Source organism: Rhizobium sp. BT04, from assembly GCF_030053135.1.
Lineage (GTDB): Bacteria > Pseudomonadota > Alphaproteobacteria > Rhizobiales > Rhizobiaceae > Rhizobium > Rhizobium binxianense.
The window spans coordinates 1286736-1310824 of record NZ_CP125652.1 but is presented as its reverse complement, the minus strand read 5'-3'; the positions used below and the strand labels follow the sequence as shown (position 1 = coordinate 1310824).

Below are 24089 nucleotides of genomic sequence, written 5' to 3'. Positions count from 1 at the left end.
GTCCGCGCCAAGAAGAAACTCACCCGGTTGACCACGAGGGTGGATCACTAGATGGCGCTAAATCCTTGACATAAACATGTGTTACAGCCTCCGCTCACCGCGGTGTGAGCATGGAGTTTCGATGGATCAGCGCAGAGGCTCTGCCTTTTCGGAAACCGACGTTGTCGCAAATTACCGGTATCGTCCACCTTACCCCGATGACGTCTTTCGAAAGCTTCTGGCAATCGCCCCGCGGACAGGAAATCTCCTGGATATCGGCTGCGGGCCGGGGAAAATCTCCCGCCCACTGGCAGGTTGGTTTGCAAGCGTCACGGCGGTCGATCCTTCCGAGCATATGATCGCTCTCGGCCGGTCGCTGCCGGGCGGTAACGCGCAGAATATCCGGTGGATAGACAGCTTTGCCGAGGATTTCCCGATCAACGGCGGACCTTTCGATCTGACGGTCGCAGCGGCAAGCATCCACTGGATGGATCACAGCAGGCTGTTTCCGCATCTTTTGGCAAATGCCGCGCCAGGCCATGTCATGGCGGTGATTTCCGGAGACTACCCGTTCGAGCCTCCATGGCAATCCGATTGGCATTCTTTCCTGGTGAAGTGGGTGCCAGCGGTGACGGGGCAGCCTTTCGATCACGACAAAAGGTCCGAGGGCATGCGAAGCTACCAGAAGTATCTGAACCTCTATGGCAGCGAACACTTCGTATCGGAGCATCCCTTTCAGCAGAGCGTCGAAGATTTCGTCTCCTGCCAGCATTCGCGGGACACTTTCGCGCCGTCTAAACTTGGCGACCGCATCGCAAGCTTTGACGCGGAACTCGCGGAGCTGCTGCGCTTCTATGCGGATGATAATCAGTTAAGTTTCGTTGTGGGTACCAGGATTGCCTGGGGTGAAATCAAGCTGATCTGACAAGAGCTGTTATTTGGGAAGCGGTTCCGCATCCCTCCTTAGGCCAGGTGCTCGAACAGTTGGTTCGGTGCCAGGTAGCCCTGCATGACGTCTGCTTTTCCCGATGGAGGGGGAGGCAGGGGCTGCGCCTGGATCAAATCATAGCGCGGGGACCGATCCGCCGAAAATCACCCGCATTGTCTCCGGGCAAAAAATACGCTGCCACCCGCATTTTGCTGCCGGTGAAGGTCGGGAATTGCCGGGTTCGCGAGAGTTTTTCTGGAATCATTCAAATGAAATTAAGGAGAGAGTGGTTTTATCAGCTGGTATTTAGGAGATTATATGTTTCGCGTTTTTTCTTTTTTTTTGGTGCTTTTCTTTTTTGCGATAGGATCTGCGAATGCCGCTGAGGGTGACTGGCAAGTGGCCAAGGCCAGCCAGCAGGTGAATTTCACCGTCGACAAGCGCAACTGGGTGGCGGTTCGAGCGGGAGACATCATCCCCAACACCGCCTGGATCTCGACGGGGCCGAGGGGACGCGTCCAGCTGGTGCGCGGCGTCGAAAGCCTTTCGTTTCAGCCCAACACCGTCGCGGGCATCTACACTTCGGGCTTTGGCGAAAGGAAGACGGAGGTCGTCGAGCAGACGGGCGTGCTCGATCTGGAGATCGAGAAGCGCAGCAAGCCGCATACAACAGTCCAGACGCCTTTCCTGGCGGCCGTGGTGAAGGGCACGAATTTCCGCGTCTCCGTCTCGAAATCTGCGGCTGAGGTTACTGTCAACCGCGGCCTGGTGCAGGTGACCTCGTTTGCGAGCGGTCAAAGGGCGAATGTCGGGCCGGGGCAGGGCGCATCCGTCGACGGCGTGAAAGGCATGACGGTTTCCGGCGACGTTTCGACGCCTGAGGTGACCGCGGTCGCCCCGTCAGTGGCAAGAGTACCTGCCGTCGGCGCAACGACGCTCAACGGGCAGACCGAGACAGAGAGCTCGAAGCCATCCGGCACGTCTTCATCAGTTTCCAATAGTGCCGGCTCGGGCGGCCGAGATAGTGCATCCGGCTCCTTCGGCAGCGAGGGCCGCAACGGCAATCACTACGGTGTCGATAATGGCTCCAGCAATGGCAGCATGAATGCCGCCAGCAACGGCGGCGCGCAGGGAGAGGCTGTCGGGAAGGATAAGGATAAGCAAGATAAGAAAGATAAAAAGGACAAAAAGGATAAGGACAAAGGCAAGGGGAAACGATGACGATTGAGGTTTCCCGGCCGGCCAAGGTGAGAGGTTTCCATCCTTGATGAAGGGCGGTCGTGGTTTTCGGCTGTCGGGCTTGCGCCCCGTCAGGCTGTTCTTCATCCTGATGATGATCGGCCTGCCGCTCTCGGCGCAAGTCCTGCCCTTCGTGAACTATCTCGACAATGCCCTGGTGAGCTGGCGCTTCAGCGCAGCACCACGCGTGGCGTCCGGAAATATCGTCTATGTCGCGATCGATAAGCGCAGCCTCGATGCCGTCGGCACCTGGCCGTGGCCCCGCAGCCTCTATGCCGAGCTCATCGACAAGCTGACTGCGGCAGGCGCCGGTGACATCTTTATCGACGTCGATTTCAGCACGCCCTCGATCTCTGCCGAGGATGGCCGGCTGGCCAAGGCGCTGCGTGAGGCCGGAGGCGGCGTGATCCTGCCGGTCTTCAAGCAATATCTCGGCGCCGAGACCGGATCGCAGACGGTGGTGACGCGGCCGATTCCCGATCTCGCCGGCAATGCCTGGCTTTCCCTCGCCAATGTCAGCCTCGACGGCGATGGCACGGTCAGGCGGTTTGCGCTCGGCGATAGTCTCGACAATCAGCCGACGCAGAGCGTTGCCGCGGTGCTGGCGAAATTCGACAGGGCGGCCGGCTCCTATCCGATCGATTATTCGATCGCCCCGGCGAGCGTCCCGACATTCTCGCTGTCGGATGTTCTTGCGGGGACGGTCGGCAGGCCCGATCTGGAAGGGCGCTCGGTGGTCGTTGGCGCCTATGCGACCGAGCTGAAGGATATTTTCCCCGTTCCGGTCTATGGCGCGCTGCCCGGCGCGATGCTTCATATCCTCGCTTCCGAAACGATCCTGCAGAAGCGGCTGCTCGAAGAAGTCGACCAGATGCCGCTGGAGCTTCTCTTTGCCGCAGCTATTATCGCGCTCGCCCTTGGAATGCGCAGCCGGCCCGCAGCCCATGCCGTGGCGTTTGCGCTTGCCATCGTCGTCGCCGGCGAAGTGACGGCCTTCTTTCTGCAGAAGGATCATGCTCTCATCATCCACACGGTCCGGCCGTGGATCATTCTTCTTGTCGGTCTCGTGATGTTGTTGAACGAGAGGGTCGATTTTGGCCGGTTTCTGGTCGAGCTTGCCAATGCCGAGCAGCGCAACACGCGCCGGCTGCTCGAGAGGATCGTGGCTGACAGCGCCGACGCGGTCATCGCCTTCGACGATCAGTTCCGCATTCTCAACGAAAGCGCCTCGGCTGCGGCGATGCTGGCTTTGGAGCCACAGGCAGACAGGTGCAGAACGCTTGACGCGCTGATCCCGTCCTCTCTCGTTCATCGCATCGTCAAGCTTGTTTCGGATTATATGGCGCAGCCGGGCACGATCCACGCCTGTACCGCGCGTTTTTCGCTTCAAACCGAGCGAGGGACAAAGCACCTTGAGGCAGCGATCACCATTTCGCCTGTCGAACGACCCGGCGAATCCGGCATCGTCGCCACGAAATCCTTCATCGGCAGCCTGATCGTCAGGGATATGACCGCCCGCCGGCGTTACGAAGACAAGCTTCAGCGTCTGTCCGAGTTCGACGAGTTGACCGGTCTGATGAACAGGCGCGAATTCCGCCGTCGCCTCGATCGGCTCGAGGGCGAATGCCATGTGATCGCGCTGGGGCTGCATCGTTTCTCCGTACTGAATACGGCGATGGGACGGGATGTCGGGGATGAGCTTTTGAGGGCCGTCGCTACGCGCATGGAGGAAATGGGCGCAATCAGCTTCGTCGGACGGCTGGGGGGCGATGTCTTCACGGCCGTCATTCCGGCGTCCGAGGAATGCGGTCAAGAGCGGTGCGCGCAGTTCATCCTTGACCTTTTCAGAGAGCCGTTTGAGCTTGGCGGTTCGATGATCCACGTCGCCGCCCGGCTCGGGATCTGCACCAGCCCGGCGCGCAACGGCGACGCCGACATTTGGATTCAGAACGCCGAAATTGCGCTCGACGACGCCAAGCGGGTGGCTGGCAGCGGGTGGCGCGCACATGATCCAGTAACCGCTTTGCGGCAGCATCAATCGCGGCTGCTCGAGCGGCAGATGCGCGCTGCTCTCGATCATCGCGAATTCTTCCTGTTGTATCAGCCGCAGGTGGATCTCAAGACAGGCAAACTGGTCGGCGCCGAAGCCCTTTTGCGATGGAAGCATCCTGAGTTCGGGCTGGTTTCGCCTGCAGACTTCATTCCCGTTGCCGAAGCCAGCGGCTTCATCTGTGATCTCGGCTGCTGGGCGCTTGCCGAAGCATGCCGGGCGGCGTCCGAGTGGCCTGATGGACTCAATCTCGCCGTCAACGTATCGCCGATCCAGTTTTCCCGGCCGGAGCTGGTTGCAGAGGTCAAGGCTGCGTTGGCGACAAGCGGCCTGCCGGCCTCGCGACTGCATCTCGAAATTACCGAATCCGCCTTTGTCGATGGCAGCGAGCAGGTCATGTCGGTCATCTCAGAGCTTAGAGCGCTTGGCATTGCCGTCGCGCTCGACGATTTCGGAACCGGCTATTCGTCGCTGAGCTATATGGCCGGCTTTCCCCTCGACAAGCTCAAGATCGACCAATCCTTCGTCAGGAAGATCGCTGATGATCCAAAGATCCTCGCGATCGTCGCGACGGTCGGCTCACTTGCCCACGGGCTGGGACTCAAGGTCGTGGCAGAGGGGATAGAGACAGAGACGGAATGGCAGATGCTGGCGCAGATGGGCTGCGAGGAGGGGCAGGGCTACTTCTTCGGTAAGCCGCAATCGTCCGCCGCGCTGATTACGCTTTCGCGCGAGCCGAACTGGACCCTTGCTGCATGACCGATCCCGCCGACTGATTTCTTCAAGCGGAAGCAGAAGGAATTGCCGTAAGCGGCTGAGACTGAGTCGGATTTTCTGGCGGCATCGGTGGTGCGGACTTCACCTGGCCCTCGACAGGCGTTAAAAATGCGACATGCGCTACACATTCGCGATAGGCGATATTCATGGCTGCATCGATCCGTTGAACAGGATGATCGATCAGGTCGAGGCTTATGCGCCTGAAGGCACGGTCGTCTTCCTTGGCGACTATGTCGATCGCGGGCCTGACAGTAAAAGTGTCCTCGATCGGATCATTGCCGGTCCATCGGGCCAGTGGTCGTGGATCTGCCTCAAAGGCAATCATGAGGACATGATGGTCGCTGCCTATGCCGACAGCGACAGCAGAGACGTGTGGATGAGCAACGGCGGGCTGGAGACCGAAATGTCCTATGACGGCAGGGTTCCGTCTCAGCATTTGCAATGGGCTACCGATCGTCCTCTCATGCACGTCGACCGGCATCGCATCTTTGTCCATGCCGGTGTTGTTCCGGAATTTCCGCTGGAACGGCAGACCAAGCGCGATCTTCTCTGGCTACGGTTCCCTCCCGGTGAGTCCAGCGACTATTGGGGCAAGCACCTGGTCCACGGCCATACGCCGTCGCTGTCCAACCCGGTGACGACGGGAAACCGCACCAACATCGACAGCGCCTGCGTCTTCGGCGGCAAGCTTTCATGCGCGGTCTTCGACGACGATGCTCCCGGCGGGCCGATCGATTTTATCGAGGTGAAAGCATGAACTTGGCCGCGCCGGTAAAGGTGTAAAGCCGGAGACGGCGGTGCAAGACTGCTGGGCGGCGATGCGGCGGTGCTTGCCACCATCACCTCCGCCTCCGACCCTGCCAGGCGGCGATGAGCCGCAGCCAGGGCGCTAGATGGAAGCCGCCCATTAGCAGGTACATCGGCACCATTCCCCCGCTCGGGAAGGCATCAGTCGTCGTCATGCACATCACCTCGGTGCTGCCGGTTGCTGCCGTCAGCAATGCCATGAGCGCGAATGTCGGGGCGGCGGCGTACGCCAGCCAGTCGGCGGCGTGGGCGGCCAGGCGGCCGGCGGCGCGCGCCACACGGTTGCTCGGCTTGTCAGCTGATCCGTCTGCGGCGGCGGCCAGCGAGAGCCTTTCTGCGGCGTTAAGGGCGGCGTTGCCGTCGCCTCTCTCCGGGGTGGGAGCGGAAAGCAGCATCGGCGTCACTCCTTGCCGTAGCGGTCGTGGTGGCGCCACCAGATGCCGGTTTCGTTGCGGCCCTTCGGGGCGCGGTCGAGCCATTGGTACATGCCCCATAACCCATCCAGCCCGCGGGCATAGCTGGAATAGCTATGATAGACCGTGCCGTCGACGAGTTCGAAGGCGCTGACGCCCGGACGGTCGCGGGTGTAGGTGGCGACATCAGTGCCGGTCATGGCGGCGATCTCGGCGACCGGGCCCTCGCTGCTCGGCGACTGCCATTCCTGCACGGTCTTGCCGGCAAGCGGTTCGGGAGCGGCGGGCTCGCGGCGGTAGTTGTATTCGATGCCGCCCCGGCGCTGCTCCTCAGCGGAGAACCAGACGCTGAAATCGCCGTTGAACTCGCTGCCGAAGGACGAGGCCCAGGGAAAGCTCCAATCCATGCGCTGTTTGAAGGCCTCAAGCTTTGCAAGCGGCGCGCGCGAGACCGCCCAAAAGGCGACGTCGTGGTTTTCGAGATGGACGAAGACGCCGTTGAAACCGTCGGCGATCGACGAGCAGGAGGGGCATCCCGCGCTATAATCCGGCCCGAACATGAAGTGATAGACGAGAAGCTGTGAACGGCCGCCGAAGAGATCTTTGAGCGAGACGTTGCCGCCTTCGGTGTCGAAGCGGTATTCCTTGTCGATCCTGACACGGGGCAACTGCTGGCGCTTGAGCGCCAGCGCATCGCTCCGCCGCGTCAGTTCCTTCTCCTCCTCGAGCAGATCGAGCCTTGCTGCCAGCCAATGTTGTCGTGTTGCGTTCAGCTGTGCCGTCATGGGACTTCTCCTTTGCCTGTCTATCGTCGTAGCATCCGGCGCGGGATGGCTGCCGGTCCTGAGCAGATTACGGCCGGGCAGGGGAATGGCGGGAGTGACAAGTGTGACGGGATTTGAATGGACTCGCTGATCACAGCCGCGGCGCGGGCGCTGGCAATGGGGGACGCACTCGGCGCGCTGAAGCGGGTGGCGCTGCGCGACGATGCGCCGGCGCTGGCGCTGCGCGGCATCGCCATGGCGCAGCTCGGCGATCTCGTTCGCGCCAAGGCGCTGCTGAAGAGTGCGGCGCGCGCCTTCGGCCCGCGGGAAGCGGTGGCGCGAGCCCGCTGCGTGGTCGCCGAGGCCGAGATCGCGCTCGCCTCGCGCGATCTCATCTGGCCGCCGAAGGCGCTGGAAGCGGCGCGCATGGTGCTGGAAGCGCATGGCGACAGGGTCAATGCCGCCCATGCGGGCAATGTCGCCATTCGCAGGCTGGTGCTGATCGGCCGCCTCGACGAGGCCGAGCGCGCGCTCGCGGCCCTCGACCCGACGCCGCTGCCGCCGGCTCTGCGGACCGCCCACGAGCTGGTGGCATCAGGTATCGCCGTCCGGCGCCTGCAGACGCAGGCGGCGCGTGCGGCGCTTGACCGGGCAAGGCTTGCGGCGCGCGCGGCCAATATCCCGGCTTTGACGGCGGAGGTCGAAGCTGCCGCCCTCGTGCTCGACACGCCGGCGGCGCGGCTGATGTCGCGAGGGTGGGAGCGCCCGCTGCTGCTCGGCGAGGTGGAAGCACTGCTCGGTTCGGACGCGCTCGTCATCGACGCCTGCCGCCATGTGGTTTGGAACGCCGGCACGGCCGTCTCGCTGGCGACGCGGCCGGTGCTGTTTGCGCTTGCCCGCTCGCTTGCCGAAGCCTGGCCGGGGGATGTGGCAAGGGGCACGCTGATTGGGCGCGCCTTCCGCGGCAAATACGCCGATGAATCGCATCGTGCCCGGCTGCGGGTCGAGATCGGCCGGCTGCGTGCCGAACTGCGGGGGGTGGCGGAGGTTTCGGCAACGAAGCGCGGCTTTGCGCTTTCGCCGCGCGCCGCCGGCGATATCGCCGTGCTGGCGCCGCTTCTCGAAGGCCAGCATGGGGCGGTGCTCGCGCTGCTGGCCGATGGCGAGGCGTGGTCGAGTTCGGCTTTGGCGATTGCGCTCGCAACCAGCCCGCGCACCGTGCAGCGGGCGCTGGATTCGCTTGCCGGTGACGGCAAGGTGCAATCGCTGGGGCGCGGGCGGGCGCGGCGCTGGATGAGCCCGCCGCTATCGGCTTTCCCGACGATCTTGTTACTCCCTGGACCTTTGCCAAGTGATTAGGGTGGGCCGAGCGATTAGTATGGCTGACTGATTGTGATGGCCCGAACGACAGGGATGGAAGAGATGAAGAAATCGGCTGCAACTATCATCCGCGAATATGGACCCTTTCCCGGTGCCGAGCGTGTCAACGGCGTCACCTTCGACGGTGAGCACGTCTGGTTCGCCTCGGGCGACAGGCTGAATGCGCTCGATCCCGCAAGTGGCGAGGTGGTGCGCGTGATCGAGGTCGCATCCCATGCCGGAACGGCCTTCGACGGCGAGTTTCTCTACCAGATCGCCGAGGATGTCATTCACAAGATCGATCCGAAGACCGGCCGCATCCTTGCCACCATCCCGGCGCCCGGCAATGGCGGCGATTCCGGCCTTGCCTGGGCCGAAGGTACGCTCTGGGTCGGCCAGCACCGCGGCCGCAAAATCCATCAGATCGATCCGGAGACCGGCAAAATTCTTCGCACCATCGAATCCAACCGCGTCGTGACGGGCGTCACCTGGGTCGACGGCCAGCTCTGGCACGGGACCTGGGAGGGCGACGATAGCGATGTCAGGCGCATCGACCCGAATACGGGAGAGGTGCTGGAACGGCTCGATATGCCCGAAGGCACCGGCGTCTCCGGCCTCGAATCCGACGGTGCAGACCGCTTCTTCTGCGGAGGCGGCGGCAGTGGCAAGATCCGCGCGGTGCGCCGGCCGGGGTGAATTGTGAACGTCGGCGCACCCGCCTCGCCCTTCGGGGCCCCTGCGGGGCGCCTCAGGATGAGGCTTTCTTAGAGGCTGCGCGCCCCATTCTCATCGAACAAAATCGCCATGCTGACCGCATCGATGAACCGGCCGTCGATACGCGCCGCACGTCGGACTATTCCCTCGCGGGTAAATCCGACTTTTTCGTAGAGAGCGATCGCACGGGCGTTGTCTTCGTAAACATCGAGTTCGACCCGCATGAAGCCGGCGTTCTGCGCCGCTTTCAATGTCGTCTCGATCAGAATTTGTCCCAGGCCCTTGCCCCGATAGGCGGGAATGATCCCCATTCCGAGCTTTCCGCGGTGGGCATGCGAGCGGAAGAAGTGCCGGCTGATGTCGCACCAGCCGACGACCTCGTCTCCAGCGGCGGCGACGAATTGAGGATTGCCTTTTTCGATCATGCCCATGATGAAATCACGCGTCTGCGGCAGGGGTGTTGCCTCAAGCATCGACAGGTATTTTTTCTCCCGCGCGACCACGTCGAGCGCATAGTGAAAGCTGTCGATATGGGCGGCAGCGATCGGTTCGATCCTGATGCCTGACCTATCCGGCGATGCTGAAGCCTTCATGCTCTCCTCCTTCCATGGCGGCTGAGAATATCAATTTGTGACTGAGCATGGAGGTAAGCAAGCGCAAGCGCAATTCACAATCCGTCAACCTTTGCGTGTCAATTTCTCGGCAGCGGGCGCCATCAAAAGGTTGCAGGTATTGAAGGTCGGGCTCACATCCCACATTACATTCGTCCTGGTGACGCTCACCTGCGCGGCGGCTGTGTTGCTGTGTGGATTTGCGTGGCTCGCCGCGATGAAGGTCGATGACCTCTCGCTGCGCCGGCAGGCCGATTTCGTCGGCCAAGGATTGGAAGAGCAGATCGCAGCGCTTCCCCGGGAACAGGAAAGCGTTACGAAGTGGGACGATGCCTTCCTTTATGCCAAGCAGCGGAACCATGAATGGCTACTCGATAATGTCGGTCGGTGGACGAGCCAGTATTTTGGGCACGACAGGACCTACATTTTCGACGATGCCAATCGCCTGATGTTTGCGTTTCGCGACGGCTCGGACGCCATGCCGCCCCGGCTCGCGAACGACGACGGCCTGGAAATGACCGCTCTCGCCGGAGAGATGCGCGTCGTTCTCACCGAGCGGGCTGCAAAGCCCGGCGCCGAAGCGCTTGGTCTACTGGCTACGGTTCGCACGATCATGATCGGCAACAGGCCGGCAACTGCCAGCGCACGCCCGATTCTGCCGAGTTCGGCCAGGATGCAGGTCGAGGCGGGCCAGGAATTCATCGCCATCTCGGTCAAGTTCATCGATGGAAAGGTTGCTGAAAGTATCGCCCATCATGCGCGGCTCGAAGGATTGCATTTCGCGCCTTCGAAAGGTGAGGACGAGCGGGCGCAAGTGCCGGTGTCGTCGCATGACGGCGGCACCATCGGCTATTTCGTGTGGCCGCCCATCCTGCCCGGTTTCATGCTGCTTAAACAGATTGCGCCGGCAGGGCTCGGTTGCCTGGCGCTGCTGATCACCGTCGTATTCTGGCTCGGACGCGGTCTGCATCGCACCTCGCTGACCCTGCTGGACAGCCAGGCTGAGCTCACCCACCACCGCAACCATCTGGAAGACATGGTCGCCGATCGAACAGCCGAAATCGAAAGGCAGAGAGAGGAACTGGACCGGCTGCTGGTGCACGAACGCCAGGTGAATGCGCTCCAGCGACAGTTCGTCGCCATGGCCTCGCACGAGTTTCGCACGCCGCTCGCCATCATCGACGCCGCTGCCCAGCGGCTCTGCCGCTCGATCACCAACGTCAGCGGCGATTACGTTCACGAAAAAGCCGGCGTGATCCGTAGTGCGGTGGTGCGCATGGTCGATCTGATGGAGAGCATTCTCGCCAGCGGCCGGCTTGAAACCGGGCAGATCACACTGAAGCGGAGCGAAGGCGATCTGAAAGCCGTGCTCGTCAGCTGCTGCGACAGGCAGCGCCACCTCAGCCGCTCGCATCAGTTTCATCTCGCTCTCGAGCCCATACCCGATATATTGACGTTCGACCGCAGCGCGATGGAACAGGTCTTCACCAATCTGATTTCGAACGCCGTCAAATATTCGCCCAAAGCGCCCGACATTCATGTTCGCGCCCGGGCCGACGAGAAGACGGTGGAGATCGCCATCTCCGACAGCGGCATCGGCATGGATGCGGACGATCTGCCGAAACTGTTCCAGCCCTATTACCGCGCCCGCAGCGCCACGGGCATTGCTGGAACCGGCATCGGCTTGAACGTCGTCAAGCAGGTCGTCGAACTGCACGGCGGCACCGTCGAGGTGGCGAGCGCGCTCGGCCAGGGCACAACTTTTACCATTCTTCTGCCAATAGAATTTCTGTTGTCGGATCAACATGTTGCAGCTTAAGGGAAGAGCTCATGGTTACAGTTCTGTGCGTGGAAGACGAAGTCGAGATTCGCAACCTCCTTGTCGAGGAGTTGAACGAAGCCGGCTATAAAACGATCGAGGCCTCGAACGGCGCCGAGGGACTGGAAATGATCCTGTCGAAATGGCCCGACATCGTCATCAGCGATATTTCGATGCCTGTTATGGATGGGCACCAGCTTCTGGCGGAAATTCAGATCAACCACCCCGAGCTCTCCAATATCCCCTTCATCCTGCTGACGGCGCTGACCGACCGGGAGAACACGCTCGCCGGCCTGCGCGGCGGGGCGGCCGACTATCTGACCAAGCCGCTCGACTTCGATCTGCTGCTCGCCAAGCTCGAAGGCTGCGTGACGCGTCTTGCCAATGACAAGGCGGTCAATCGATCGTTTTGAGGTGTGCATTGCGCCACGGTGAGTGCCCAGAGGTGGCTCACGGCTGGCATGCGCAGCCTCCAAGAGAGCCTCATCCCCGAGGTGCCCCGCAGGGGCCTCGAAGGACGAGGCGGGTGTTCCCACGTTCGACGAATGCAAGAAACGGCGTTGAGCGTGTCCTTCGAGGCTTCGCCCTCTCGGGCTACGCACCTACAAGGATGAGGAGCGTCGGAGGATGCCGCGCGTCGGAGAACCGCCGCACCGCCAATAATGCTGGCCGCAGCCACGGCTCGTTTCTTATTTCCTGTCCCTCGCCAACACATCCCCCAACACCTCGAACACCCGCGCATCCAGCGTCTGAGCCACATTGAACCGCATGAAATTCGTTGCCGATTGCGATAGGCTGAAGGCGTTTCCCGGCGCCAACACGATCCTCTTTTCCAGTCCGGCCCGCGCCACGTCAGCGGCATCGATGCCGTCGGGCAGCCGGCACCAAAGAAACATTCCGGCCTGCGGCTCCAGCCAGGGCGTTATCCCCAAGCCCTTCAGCCGGACCGAGACGTCGCTCATCGCCTGGGAGAGGCGGTGTCTCAGCGTCTCCATGTGTTTGCGATAGCTGCCGTCGCTCAAGACGGTCAGCACCAGTTCCGCCGTCAGCCGGCCGCCGCCGAAGGAGGTGGCGATCTTGAGGTCGGTCAGGCCGTCGATCCATTCGGGTTTCGCCGCGACGAAGCCGCAGCGGGCCGAGGCCGACAGAGTTTTTGAAAAACTGCCGATATGGATGACCCGCTCCAGCCCGTCGAAGGCGGCAAGGCGGGGCGCCGGCGTATATTCGAAATCGGCGAAGATATCGTCCTCGATGATGGTCAGATCGAACTGGTCGGCGAGTTTTAGAACGCGGTGGGCCGCAACAGGAGACAACGTTGCGCCTGTGGGATTGTGGATGGCGGAGTTGGTGATGTAGAGCCGCGGCCGCTCATCGGCGACCACTTGCGCAAACCGCTCGATATCGGGACCGGACGGGGTGTAGGGCACACCGACGATCTTTGCCCGATGGGCGCGCAGCAGCGCATGGAAATTGAAATAGCAGGGGTCGTCGACCAGTACCGTGTCGCCGGGTTCCAGCAGGAAACGGCAGAGCAGATCGATTGCCTGCGTGCCGGAATCGGCCAGCATGATTTGTTCAGGGGAGGCTTCTATCCCCCGTTCGCCCATGCGCCGCGAAATCAGCTGGCGCAGTTGCGGCAGGCCGAGCGGCGAGCTGTAATCGGCAAGTGCTGCCCCGTCGGCGCGGGCAAGCGTCCTCAGCCCGCGGCGTATGCCCTCTCCCGGCAGCCAGGAGGGCGGCAGCCAGCCGCAGCCGGGCTTCAGGTCGGTTTCATCAGCCTCCAGCGATTGCCGCGATATCCAGAACGGATCGACGGCGCGGTCGAGCCTCGGCCCGGCCTCGGCAAGCGCAAAGGGGGCTGCCTGATTGGCGACATAGAACCCCGAGCCCGGTCTTGCCAGGATGGCGCCTTCGGCGACCAACCGCTCATAGGCGTCGACGACGGTCGATGTCGACAGCTTCAACGTCGCCGCCAGTCCCCGGACCGAAGGCAGCTTGGCGCCCGGCGTCAGGCTGCGCCCGGCGATGCGTTGTCTGATCGTCGCGACGACCATCTCCACGCGGGTGCGTCCTTCGTTCATCTGTATTGCATTCCGAACCATTACAGTTTTGCAAAATCGTATCAGACTGTCACTGTCATGGCCATCGCTGTTGGCCGATAAGGGCTAGATATTGAAGGAGCGCAGCGCATCATGGACCGCATGGCATCGGGATGGATCAATGGTTTTATCGGGGTGGTGATCTTCAGCGGATCACTGCCGGCGACGCGGGTGGCGGTGATGCAGTTCGATCCGGTCTTCCTGACCGTGGCGCGCGCGGCGATTGCCGGCATTCTGGCGCTTGGCCTGCTGATCATCTTCAGGGAGAAGCGGCCGAGCGGGCGCGATCTGCTCTCGCTTGTCGTCGTCGCGCTCGGCGTCGTCGTCGGCTTCCCCCTGCTGACGGCGCTGGCGCTGCAGCACGTCACCTCAGCCCATTCGATCGTCTTCGTCGGTCTCCTGCCGCTGGCAACGGCGATCTTCGGCGTGGTCCGCGGCGGAGAACGGCCGAAGCCGGCATTCTGGCTGTTTTCCATCCTGGGCAGCGCGCTGGTGGCCGGCTTCGCACTGACACAAGGGCTGACGGCATCACCGGTCGGCGACCTGTTGATGCTGGCGGCGATCATCGTCTGCGGCCTCGGTTATGCCGAGGGCGGCCGGCTTTCGCGCACACTCGGCGGCTGGCAGGTGATTTCCTGGGCGCTGGTGCTGTCGCTGCCGGTGATGGTCGCGGTTGCGCTTTTGCATCGGCCGGCGAGCTTTTCCGGCATTGAAACACCGGCGCTGCTCGGCCTTGCCTATGTCTCGCTGTTTTCGATGCTGATCGGCTTCATCTTCTGGTATCGCGGCCTGTCGCAGGGCGGCATCGCCGCCGTCGGCCAGCTGCAGCTGCTCCAGCCGTTCTTCGGCCTGGCGCTTGCCGCCACCCTGCTGCACGAGCCCGTGACCTGGGCCATGCTCGCCGTCACCGTCGCCGTCATCCTATGCGTGGCCGGCGCCCGGCGGTTCGCGAAATAGGGTGGTTGACCCGGTCGCGCCAGGCGTTGGGGTGGAGGCGCGCTGACCACCAGCCGACATCTCGACGGTCACAAAGCCGCCGCTCAATCGTCAGCAAATCGCCCCGTTACCGCCGCACCGTGCCCTCTTCAAGGTTCATCGTCGCGACCTCGCCAGCCCCAGCGGCTGAGCGATCGACCGAGGCGGTCCTGCTGCCGCTCAAATCATGCACGTGAAAAGGAACGAATATGATCACTCGTTACACACCCGTCGCAACGATGACCGCTGCGGTCTTCAGCCTGCTTGCTTTCAGCCCGGCATCCGCTCAGCAGCAGCCGGCACAAGCGCAACCGCCGGCACAAGGCCAGGCGCCGATGCAGGGACAGAGCGGTGGCAACGGTGCGGCCGCTCCCGTCAGCGATCAGAAAATCGAGGCCTTTGCCGTTGCCTATCTGCAGGTCGACAAGGTCCGCCAGGAATATTCTGCCAAGATCGGCGCGACGAAGGACGAGGCTGCCAAGCAAAAGCTGCAGCAAGAAGCCAAGAAGCAGATGGTCGACACCGTCGAAGCCTCTAACGGCATCTCCGTCGAGGAATATTCCTCGATCCTGACCGCCGCGCAGAGCGACCCGGCTCTGGCCAAGAAGGTTCTGGAAAAGATCGGCACTCCGCCGCCGGCGGCGCCAGCGCAACAGCAGCAATAAGCCGCCCGCCCCAAGGAAGCAGTGCCCGCCGTTTGGCCGGGCGCTGCTTCAAGCCTTGCTTGTGTCGTGCCTTCAGAGCCGATCGAAAACCTCGGGCTGCAATTGCCCGATCTTCATCAGATGCTGCAGCGTGTATGATAGCGACAGAGCGTCGTCCAGCCCATCATGCGCCTGCAAGGGAGGATGGTCGACGTTGTAGTAGTCGGCCAGCTTGTTGCTGGGCGTCTTTGCCAAATCCTCGATCGGCATGCCTGCAGCAATGAGAAGCTTGACGGCATTATCGAACCGGCGGGCCGGGATGGAAGGCTGGACGCCTGCGACATAGCAGCTGACGGCCACCATGTTCATCTCATCCTTGCCCCAGGACCAGAACCGGGCGCCGCCCGAGAAGCTGTCGACATCGGAAAGGGCATCCTCCAGCGCCACGCCATGAGCGTCGATATCCTCGTCGGTGATGCCGGTCAGATGGGTGAAGTAAGGATCGAGCGGATACCGCTTGCCGAAGCGATCGATGGGTCTGATATAGGATTTGTACGTACCAAGGATCGGAAACTCGCCTTCGAGGCCGAGCTTGACGGCTCCGATCTGCGCGATCACGGGATCGGGATCATGGGCCGCGCACCAAAACCTGCGCTGCGAGCCTTCGAGGCAAAGAAATTCACAGTCGAATATGATGGCGGTCTTCATGGTCGACGTTACCCTCACCAATTTGGTCGATAAGTTCGAGGAAGTATCCAACGCATCGAGCACTCCAATGAAGACTATGAGCCAAGCAACGCCGCCGTCGACAAGGGCAAGGCTCGCCGAGGCCGTTTCATCCCGGTTGTCGATCCCCATATTGCCTGACCTCACGCAAGCGGCCGGGCATCTCCGCAGGCCTCCATCTCGGCTCCCAGCGCAATCGCGTGGCTGGCCGCCGGAGGTCGCTCCTGCCGCGGCTGCCCCGATCCGAGTGAGCATTTCTACCAATGGCTCACTTGGCAGGCACGACGAGCGCCTCGCCCTTGCGGACGATGTAGGTCGCCAATTCCGACGCCTTGCCGCTGCCGACGTTCTTCGCCGAGTGAACGGTGCCGGAGGGAATGAACAGGGATTGGCCGGCCTTGAGGATCACCGGTTGCCTGCCTTCGAGTTGGTATTCCAGCGTGCCCTCGATGACGAAGGCAACTTCCTCGCCGGGATGCGAATGGTTCGGTGCGAGAACGCCTGGGGCGATATCGACGCGGACTTGGACGACCTCGTGGCCGGGGACGTCGATATCGTTCTTGATGAGATCGGTGCGCTCTATCGGCTGTTCCGCATGCGCTGCTGCTGCCCCACCGAGAACAAAAGCGAGCGCCATAGCCTGGATCATTTTCATAGTGTCATCCTTCCTGAATTGACCATTTGTCGGCGCATGGCCGCACCGGTATTTCAGTCGATGATTGAACCAGGGATGTGTCCGGAACCCCCCATTTTTGTAAGCGAGTGTATCTGCGGACCTGACTCTCCTGCGAGGATCGGCTTTTCTTACGCGAACCGGATCGCGCTTTTCGCGCGCGCCTTCGCCGCTGCTTCCTCGCGGTCGCGAGGCGGTTGAGACGTCTCCAGTGAATCGAGCAGTTCGCGAGCGCAGGCAGCGATCGAACTGACCGCACGTTCGAACGCGGCCTCATTGCGCTTCGATGGCTTGGTCGCTCCGCTCAGCTTGCGCACGAACTGGAGCGCGGCATCGTGAATCTCTTCGTCCGTCGCTGGCGGATCGAAATTGAACAGAGGTTTTATGTTTCGGCACATGGCTTGCTCACGGTCGTTTATCTTTGCCACTGAGGGGAGAGCGGCCTCGTATGAAAGGTAGTCGCGTGAGCGCGAAATGCAACGGCCCGCGGAAGTGGCCTACGACATCTATCCCTTGCTCTATGACGAGTTCCAGCGGCTCGGAAATCACGCCAAGGTGCAGGCGCTGCACCTCGACATCTGCCGCGGCTTCTCCGGCAATTACATCGTGCCCGAGCAGCAATCGGGCTTCGGCAGCCAGCCGGCTTCTGCACGCTGACGCCGGAGCCGGGGGAACTGCGCCGCAGGGCGCTCTCCTCGGTCGCCCACGGTGCTGACGGCCTGATGTTCTTCCGCTGGCGTCCGGCCCATTTCGGCGCCGAGATCTACTGGATGGGCATCATCGACCATGACGATATTGGCCGCCATCGCTATGAGGAGGCCAAGCGCTTCGCGACCGAGATGATCGCGCTGGCGCCGAAGATCCTCGGCACTTATGTGCGCATGGACGTCGGCATCGCCGGTTCCGATTTCGACCATCAGGAGGCCCACAAGACCTATCCAATCGGCCTGCCTAGCCCGCAGGGCGATGCGATCCTGCTGCATCAGTACTGCTACGATCGCGGCATCGCCTGCGGCTTCATCCATCCCGAGGACGATCTTTCCAGGCTGAAGCTCTTCTATGTCCCCCATTGGGTGATGTGGAAGGATGAATGGACGGCCAAGCTCGAAGCCTTCGCTGAAGCAGGCGGCACCGTCGTCATCGGCGCACGCACCGGCACGCGCACTGGGGATAACCACGTCATCCGAGAGACCGCGCCGGGCACTGCGCTTTCGAAGCTGACGGGCGTGCGCGTCGAAGATTTCGGCCGTCTCACCGCCCCCGGCGCCAACGGGCTCTTCGACGTGATGGAGCGCTCCGGCGGCCTGGTCATTCCGCCGAACAAACCGGCCGAAAGCAACCGCCGCCAGCGCCGCTTCAAGATCGGCAACCGCGAAATGACGGCCGGCCATTTCTACGAGAACCTCATCATCGAGCCGACGTCGAAGTGATCGCCGCCTGGTCCAACCGCTATGCCGAAGGCCAGCCGATGGCGACCTCCCGCAAACTCGGCAAGGGGCAGGTGGTCTATCTCGGCACCTATCTCAAGCCTGATCTAACCGAGGCGCTGACCGAACGCCTGTTCGCCCCCGCCGGCATCGAGCCGCTGGTCGGCGGGCTGCCGGAGGGTGTGGAGGTGACGATGCGGATGAACGAGGAGCGGCGGCTGCTGTTCGTGCAGAATTATACGGATCAGGCGGTGGCGGTGGGCGGCGTGCCGGCCGGGCGGGATCTGCTGGATGGGGAGAAGATCTTGAGGGGGAGGCTGGAGCTGGAGGGGTATGGGTGTGCGATTGTTGAGTTGGAGGGGTGAGGGGTGCGGTAAATGACGGCCTATGTGCTCTCGCTGCGGGAGAGAGTTAAGCGCGGGTCGACAAGCTGTCACGGCTGACGTCCGATCCAGAATAGGAAAAGCTGCGGTGTTTTATGTCAACATTGCGCGGCTGCCGGCTTTCAACTAGGCGGCGGGTGAGAAATCGCCCGCCCAGTCAGCCCTATAGCACTTGGCGTGGCGCTTCTTGGAAATCGTCAGCGTTCTATCGTCGCGCCAGTGGCTGCATTTTCTTATGCAGATGTTACTACTTCGATTTGTTCGGAGGTGACAAGCCTCTTGTCGATCAGTTCCTGCCGGGCGGCGGTTGGATCTGCTGTGAAGAAAAGAACGCGCAGATCTTCCAACGCGCGAGAGAAAGAAACGTAGGCAAGCCTTTGCCCGCGGCTATGTTGTCCGTCTGTCGGCTTGCCCGCGGTCAGTGGCGTCAGTGTCTTACTGAAATTGTAGTGGTTCCACGCCGCTTCGACATCGTCGTAGACGACCATAACTTTGTTATATTCCTCACCCTTCACGCCGTGCTGCGTGCTGTACGCAGAGTTCCTTGCGATAAAAGACGTGTAGGGCACTATTTCCTCAGTAGTCATCCCGAATAACGCATCTGCAAGCCAATCGCCCTTGTCAAGGCTGTAGACCGCCTCGTCATACGCCTCTTTTCGGGGCGCGCGTACCAAATGCCCCTGAAGGTTGTTTGATACCGCGATGATTTGCTTGTCTGCACAGAAGCGCAGGACGTCACCAATAGTGCCCGATTTCCAGAGGTTGCTGAGTTGCCCGACCAGCCCCACCGATGTGTCAACCATCGACTTCAGGGTGTTTGTCGCGTTAATACCATCAACCGCAAAGGCTGGGCTATTACGCCGCAGAATATCGATAATGGCACGGCTATTATTTATTTCCTGGGCCTTGATTAACGGATAGACTATTGAGGTCAACGGCTTCAGCAGAAGGTGCTCGCCTGCCTCAAACGCCTCCTCGGCGCGCGAGGAGGCATATTCGCCGCTGAATAGGCGATTGAGTTCAGTGAATCCCATGCGTCGAGCAATCATCTGATTGGCTAAGAACAGTTTGATGACGTCCTCCCGATCGGCCCAGCCCCAGCCTGCCAGCGCAGCATCCATTTGCCCCAAAGCGCGCGAAATCTGGGCGTCCGAATACCGATTGCGTGGCATCTCGGGCTTCTCGGTCTGTACCAGGCGAAATCGTACGCTGCCCTCACGCCCCTTGTTTTCGCCTGCGGCGTATTGTTCAACATCGCCGCGAAAAGCGTTGAGGAGCCTAATGACGCTTTCGGAGCATCGAAAGTTCTCGGTCTTGGTGATATGCTTGCCGTTCGCCGGGGGGGCAAAATCCCCCGCGCTACCATCATAGATCTGCTGCCAAGGATCGCCGAAATAGCCAACGATCGGCAGCCCTTCGTTTTCACATACTCGGTTTAAACCGGCCACAATACCGGGAAACGTATCCTGCGCCTCATCGACGAAGATGTAGGGGAAACGCAAACCAGCAATACGGCGGAATGTTGCGTTATGCTCGAATAAATATGCGGCGATTTCAATCACGTCATCATGCCCAAGTCGTCCGACGGAATAGTCACCCCATCTCGCGTCGTCATATTTGAACGTCGCGACGCTATCGAGGGCGGCCAGCTCTTGTTCATAGCGAACTGCTTTTACACGGGCCTCTTTGACAGTACGGCTGTTGCCTCCATCATCCTTTTCGCGTTCCTTTTGGATAAGGGCCGGCAGCCGTCCAAGCCGTAGGGCTTCGCGAATATCGGAGTGAAAATGGCTGATTTGCTCCCATAGGAAGCTGTGCAGAGTTGATACCACGTAGAGCTGGTCGAACCCCAGCCGAGTGGCGATAATTTGCACAGCGCGTTTGGTGAAAGTGATGCAGGCTACGCGCTGGCCATTCTGTCGAAGTTGCTTACCCTCTTGATCGCGCACGCGCTCAAGCGCCTCGATCAAGGATGTTGTCTTGCCCGATCCCGCACCGGCAACGAGGGCAAAGCTGTAATGCGCATCGAGGCAAGCACGAACATCGATGTCGGCTTTCGTTTCAACTTTTTCGATCATGCCGCGGCTTCTCCCGCAGACTTCAGCGCTGGGGCCGCACCATCCGTGTCTTTTAGGGTTGGCGGCTCTTTTGGCGCAGGCCCGCACAGGCGAAGCTCAAGCCAACGTAGGCCATCGGCAATATATGCCGGCACTGTCCAAATTGCCGTATTCGCTAGCAAATTCATAGCGAAGTCGGTTTTCTTGAACTCGCTCGATTTGATTCGTTCGTAGATTTGCTCATAGGCTTCGGCCAGTGCTTCCGGGATAGCGACACCGATCGAAAGCGAGCCCGAGCGTACCATCGCGAAATTTTCATAGGCAATAGCTTCCTCAAGTGTGCGAGGACGCATGGCAAATTGGTTCGCTCCCTCGATCACCAGCACGTCGCCCTCAAACGCTATGCACCGATCTTTTGCCTCGTCGATCTTGTCGGCAGACTGTAAGGAGATCAGTTCGCCGACAGTTTCCTTGCCGCAAAGTTTTTTGAGCGACGCGTTCGAAGTTCGCGCGCCCGCAACGTCTGCTCGGCATATGCTCGGGTAACCGGCCGGCTGAACCGAATCGAGATCGGTGATGACAAGATAGGGAATGCGGAGGAACGCGAGCAGCCCTTCAAATCTATGGGCATAAGCGCCACCAACTTCCAGTACCGTGAGATAGCAGGTGCGTAGCCGCTTTGCTGCCTGCTCGATCATCGAAGGCAACAGGAGCTTCTCGGCGGCGCCTTCGACCAGTATCGCGGCGTCGGCGAAAAACAAGTCACAATGGGTAAGTCTCAAATAGCGCTTTAAGAACGCAAGCGTATCCGATGGCGGAATGGCGACGCCTTCGACTATGTCCGCTTCGGGACTGAAAGCCCGCAAGCTGAGGACGTCCGACGCGTTTCGAATACCCGCTTTTACGGTTTCCCCGGCAAGATAGGAGCGCTGAAAGTAACGCACTTTCTCGAAATCCACGGCGTCAAGAATGTGTGAGGAATGGGTAGTTACGACGAGTTGCGGAGTGAACTCGGGCTTCCCCGCCGCCGATTGATTGATCACGCTCCAGATATTGGTGATAAAGGTCTGCTGGACCTGCGCATGAAGATGGACTTCAGGCTCCTCGATGAAGATGAGCAGGCACAGCGGTCGGTTTTCGGCGGTTTCCTGCCACTGCGAATGGAAGTGGCGTGCCTGGATCGCCATGTAGATCAGATTCTTGAAGCCGAGCCCGTTATAGAGTTCGGGAAGCTCGTGCTGGCGGTTCGGATCGATGTAGAGCAGCTCGGTGTTGCCTCTCAGCGCAGTCTCCGGAGTGAGGGACGAAATAATCCGCAACTCGCGATCGTTCACTGAGGGTACTCCCAATCCCTTAATCAGGCTGATCAGGGGTGCGAACTGTACCTCGTAGTGGCTCGTCAACTGTGCGTTGTTTTCATCGATCACCCGATGAGCTTCGGCAGCAGATTCGGCCTGTTCAAGGTTCTTGCGATAGTATGAAGCGAATGCGGCGGACAGCCGGTTGCTGCGGCTGTTGTCGTCGTCGTTAATGTTGCGCTGTGCATCGACGAATTCGACACGGATCAATTGCTTCACTAGACGCTTGCCTTCTTCAGGCTCCACTGGCGTGGCTACGATCGCGACGCCATCATTCTCGTCCTTGGCTTCTTCCAAAGAAGCGTATCGGACGGCCGAATGGCGGGCTAAATTGGCGTCCGTAGCAAGATATTCGAACAGCGTTTGGCTGCGTTTGCCGTTCTCATCGCTAGGATAAGCCGCGAAATATTGCTCACGTAACTTCTTGACATCATTGATTCCGTAGGTGAGGCGAAAGCCAACCCGCGTGAAATCTGACAGCTTGGGCAGCAGGCTAAACACGCGGCCGAAGGCAATGGTGTTTGGGTCGATCTCAAACCAGAGGTCAAGACTGATCTCAGGCGGGCCAGATGCTTCGTTCTCAACAAGGGTCTCGAAATCGGCGATCCTTGCGACCGAAAAATCGTGGATTTTGAAGTCGCGGCCGCCAAGAAAGCAGCGAAAGATCGCGGTTGCTGATGTCTTGCCGCTGTTGTTTGGGCCGACAAATATCGTCTCTTTTTCTTCAACATCGATCGTCACGTTCTCAAGGCGCCGAAAATTTCGGATCGCAATATGCTTTAATTTCATGCCCCTCCCCATCAACATCAATACTGCCGCCGATTGACACTCTATCTTCTGGCGGATGCAATTTCTACGTTGATTTTGGTAATCAAACAACTCTATTCATGGTTGCTTGACTTGCAGCTTGCTTGGGTCACCGAGCGGGGATGCGATAAGCGCGCTGGCAATGTACTCGTGCGGATTCGAGCGCCTTCCGAAACTACCAAAACGCCCAATTTTGATATAAGCCAGTTGATCTCGCCCATAGCTGATTGCATGATGCAATCGGATTCCCCCAATATGCCACTGGGAAGGAAGCCGACATGGCCCAGCTCATCCACATGGTCTCATCGACCCGCGACGACAGAGTGGTAGGTAGGGAGGGAGCGCCCAGCGGGCTTTCTGGGATGATAGAGGGGACACAATGTGCCCTCTAGTTGCCCCAGCCAATTTGCAACCGATCAAATCGAATCTCGCTCAACGGCTGGTTGGAGGGGCCCAGCCTTACCGAACGAAGAACGAGATGAAGCTCGGGGGAATAGTATTGTTCGAAAATAATCGGAGGCAATCCCGTCAGTTCCAGACGGCTTTTGATGGCCCAAACTTTGTACGAACAAGATGCAATAGTTTCCTCTCCCAAGCCGTCGAACCTAATAAAAGTAGTGCCCGAAACGGATTTTTTGCCATTGATGAAAAGCGTCGTGTCGGATCGCCAGTTCTTCTTCTGTGGTAGATCGTCTAGCGCAATCGCATTCGTGTATTTCAGCTCATGCGTCCCGTTGGGACCAACTCTCTTTTCGACGAGCAAGGGGTGCAAATATACAGCCGATACCGGCTGCAGCGAACGGTTACGCTCCACCAGCTTTTGTTCGGTGAGACCCGGACCCTCCGGCTTGTAGAATACGGAAAGGAAAGGCACTTCTCTGGTCAGCAGCACGCCCTGTTTGGTCTCATTGGCGGTTAAGCAATTGCCAAAGGCTGGCACCGCTAAAGTTATTCCGACCAGTAGCGACAAACTTCTTAGCAAGATTGACATTCGGGGTACCCCCTCATCCAAATCCGCTACCTCGCTTGGATGAAATTGCTCCATCTTGTTCAAGCCGTCCCATCGGCTCCGCCGTCTTCATCCAGATCATGAACCGGCAGATACATATTCTTCTCCAATAATCCGCCGACTGCTACCGTCCACAACCGACACAGTGTTTGATAATTCCCATCAGATCCAAAGCAAAAAATATCGTCAAAAAAGAGCTTATCGCCACCGCAAAAGGCATAGCGATAAAAAACTTCGCTTTCGGCTTCGCCAGGAAGCGATCATGTGCATAAGTTCCCCAATAGACCTTGGGGCCGAAGTCTTCGCTGAAATCGAAGCCGTTCTTGCGGTAAAAAATGATCGATGTGATGCACCAATACCAGCAATAAGCGCAAAGGCCGCCCACGACGCAGAAAGGCAGCCACAGTTCAAATTGATCTTCACTCAATCAAGATTCCCCATCGGTGGAAATCTCGTCGATCCGGCGGGCGG

21 protein-coding genes and 1 pseudogene are annotated in these 24089 nt (G+C 60.2%); 11 read left to right on the top strand and 11 right to left on the bottom strand.

The features are described 5' to 3' along the window. The first annotated feature begins 76 nt into the window (after positions 1-76). The 4 genes from QMO82_RS14985 (at position 77) to QMO82_RS14970 (ending at position 5730) form a co-directional block, all read left to right on the top strand. Positions 77-904 carry a class I SAM-dependent methyltransferase gene (locus QMO82_RS14985; RefSeq protein WP_312863026.1) on the top strand — a complete coding sequence of 276 codons (828 nt, stop codon included), beginning with the start codon at positions 77-79 and terminating at the stop codon, positions 902-904. A gap of 402 nt (positions 905-1306) precedes the next feature. Continuing rightward, positions 1307-2128, top strand: a complete 822-nt coding sequence (locus tag QMO82_RS14980) for a FecR domain-containing protein (RefSeq protein WP_277546197.1) — start codon at positions 1307-1309, stop codon at positions 2126-2128. A gap of 46 nt (positions 2129-2174) precedes the next feature. Beyond that, positions 2175-4955 (top strand): EAL domain-containing protein, encoded by a 2781-nt coding sequence (locus tag QMO82_RS14975; protein ID WP_183606807.1) that lies wholly within the window; start codon positions 2175-2177, stop codon positions 4953-4955. Positions 4956-5088: 133 nt separating this feature from the next. Then, a complete protein-coding gene (locus QMO82_RS14970; RefSeq protein WP_183606808.1) occupies positions 5089-5730 on the top strand; it encodes a metallophosphoesterase family protein in 642 nt (213 codons plus the stop codon). Positions 5731-5812: 82 nt separating this feature from the next. On the opposite strand, the gene QMO82_RS14965 is transcribed toward QMO82_RS14970, so the two are convergent. Further along, a complete protein-coding gene (locus QMO82_RS14965) occupies positions 5813-6175 on the bottom strand; it encodes a hypothetical protein (RefSeq protein WP_183606809.1) in 363 nt (120 codons plus the stop codon). Between the two features lie 5 nt (positions 6176-6180). Beyond that, positions 6181-6978 (bottom strand): DUF899 family protein, encoded by a 798-nt coding sequence (locus QMO82_RS14960; protein WP_183606810.1) that lies wholly within the window; start codon positions 6976-6978, stop codon positions 6181-6183. Between the two features lie 117 nt (positions 6979-7095). Here QMO82_RS14960 and QMO82_RS14955 point away from each other — a divergent pair, with 117 nt between their 5' ends. Together QMO82_RS14955 and QMO82_RS14950 are read left to right on the top strand one after the other, a co-directional pair. Next, complete coding sequence (locus QMO82_RS14955; RefSeq protein WP_183606811.1) at positions 7096-8316, top strand: helix-turn-helix domain-containing protein; 1221 nt, start codon at positions 7096-7098, stop codon at positions 8314-8316. Positions 8317-8379: 63 nt separating this feature from the next. Next, positions 8380-9012: a PQQ-binding-like beta-propeller repeat protein gene (locus QMO82_RS14950; RefSeq protein WP_183606812.1), complete on the top strand. Its 633-nt coding sequence runs from the start codon at positions 8380-8382 to the stop codon at positions 9010-9012. Between the two features lie 68 nt (positions 9013-9080). On the opposite strand, the gene QMO82_RS14945 is transcribed toward QMO82_RS14950, so the two are convergent. Then, positions 9081-9623, bottom strand: coding sequence for a GNAT family N-acetyltransferase (locus QMO82_RS14945; RefSeq protein ID WP_183606813.1), 543 nt, complete (start codon positions 9621-9623; stop codon positions 9081-9083). Positions 9624-9714: 91 nt separating this feature from the next. Here QMO82_RS14945 and QMO82_RS14940 point away from each other — a divergent pair, with 91 nt between their 5' ends. Together QMO82_RS14940 and QMO82_RS14935 are read left to right on the top strand one after the other, a co-directional pair. Then, positions 9715-11460, top strand: a complete 1746-nt coding sequence (locus tag QMO82_RS14940; RefSeq protein WP_183606814.1) for an ATP-binding protein — start codon at positions 9715-9717, stop codon at positions 11458-11460. Between the two features lie 11 nt (positions 11461-11471). After that, on the top strand, positions 11472-11873 hold the full coding sequence (locus tag QMO82_RS14935; protein ID WP_183606815.1) for a response regulator: 402 nt from the start codon (positions 11472-11474) through the stop codon (positions 11871-11873). 276 nt (positions 11874-12149) lie between these two features. Here QMO82_RS14935 and QMO82_RS14930 read toward each other — a convergent pair whose 3' ends face one another. Further along, positions 12150-13562 carry a PLP-dependent aminotransferase family protein gene (locus QMO82_RS14930; RefSeq protein WP_183606816.1) on the bottom strand — a complete coding sequence of 471 codons (1413 nt, stop codon included), beginning with the start codon at positions 13560-13562 and terminating at the stop codon, positions 12150-12152. A 90-nt stretch (positions 13563-13652) separates the two neighbouring features. Between QMO82_RS14930 and QMO82_RS14925 the strand changes: the two genes are divergently transcribed. Continuing rightward, positions 13653-14516: a DMT family transporter gene (locus tag QMO82_RS14925; RefSeq protein ID WP_183606817.1), complete on the top strand. Its 864-nt coding sequence runs from the start codon at positions 13653-13655 to the stop codon at positions 14514-14516. 227 nt (positions 14517-14743) lie between these two features. Further along, complete coding sequence (locus QMO82_RS14920; protein ID WP_183606818.1) at positions 14744-15199, top strand: DUF4168 domain-containing protein; 456 nt, start codon at positions 14744-14746, stop codon at positions 15197-15199. Between the two features lie 72 nt (positions 15200-15271). Here QMO82_RS14920 and QMO82_RS14915 read toward each other — a convergent pair whose 3' ends face one another. The 3 genes from QMO82_RS14915 to QMO82_RS14905 all read right to left on the bottom strand — a co-directional run bounded on the left by QMO82_RS14915 (position 15272) and on the right by QMO82_RS14905 (position 16975). Then, positions 15272-15886: a 3'-5' exonuclease gene (locus QMO82_RS14915; protein WP_183606819.1), complete on the bottom strand. Its 615-nt coding sequence runs from the start codon at positions 15884-15886 to the stop codon at positions 15272-15274. Between the two features lie 286 nt (positions 15887-16172). Continuing rightward, positions 16173-16559, bottom strand: coding sequence for a cupin domain-containing protein (locus QMO82_RS14910; protein ID WP_183606820.1), 387 nt, complete (start codon positions 16557-16559; stop codon positions 16173-16175). 149 nt (positions 16560-16708) lie between these two features. Beyond that, a complete protein-coding gene (locus QMO82_RS14905; RefSeq protein ID WP_183607669.1) occupies positions 16709-16975 on the bottom strand; it encodes a DUF2277 domain-containing protein in 267 nt (88 codons plus the stop codon). 100 nt (positions 16976-17075) lie between these two features. On the opposite strand from QMO82_RS14905, the pseudogene QMO82_RS14900 reads away from it, so the two are divergent. Next, positions 17076-18369, top strand: a pseudogene (locus QMO82_RS14900) (beta-galactosidase trimerization domain-containing protein); the annotation flags it as partial. 251 nt (positions 18370-18620) lie between these two features. Here QMO82_RS14900 and QMO82_RS14895 read toward each other — a convergent pair. The 4 genes from QMO82_RS14895 to QMO82_RS14880 form a co-directional block, all read right to left on the bottom strand. Then, on the bottom strand, positions 18621-20465 hold the full coding sequence (locus tag QMO82_RS14895; RefSeq protein ID WP_183606821.1) for a UvrD-helicase domain-containing protein: 1845 nt from the start codon (positions 20463-20465) through the stop codon (positions 18621-18623). Further along, complete coding sequence (locus QMO82_RS14890) at positions 20462-22591, bottom strand: ATP-dependent endonuclease (protein WP_183606822.1); 2130 nt, start codon at positions 22589-22591, stop codon at positions 20462-20464. Before QMO82_RS14890 ends, QMO82_RS14895 begins: the two co-directional genes overlap by 4 nt. A gap of 406 nt (positions 22592-22997) precedes the next feature. Continuing rightward, positions 22998-23600 carry a hypothetical protein gene (locus QMO82_RS14885; protein WP_183607670.1) on the bottom strand — a complete coding sequence of 201 codons (603 nt, stop codon included), beginning with the start codon at positions 23598-23600 and terminating at the stop codon, positions 22998-23000. Positions 23601-23742: 142 nt separating this feature from the next. Continuing rightward, entirely contained in the window at positions 23743-24045 is a 303-nt protein-coding gene (locus QMO82_RS14880) for a hypothetical protein (RefSeq protein WP_183606823.1), read from the bottom strand. Positions 24046-24089 lie beyond the last annotated feature (44 nt).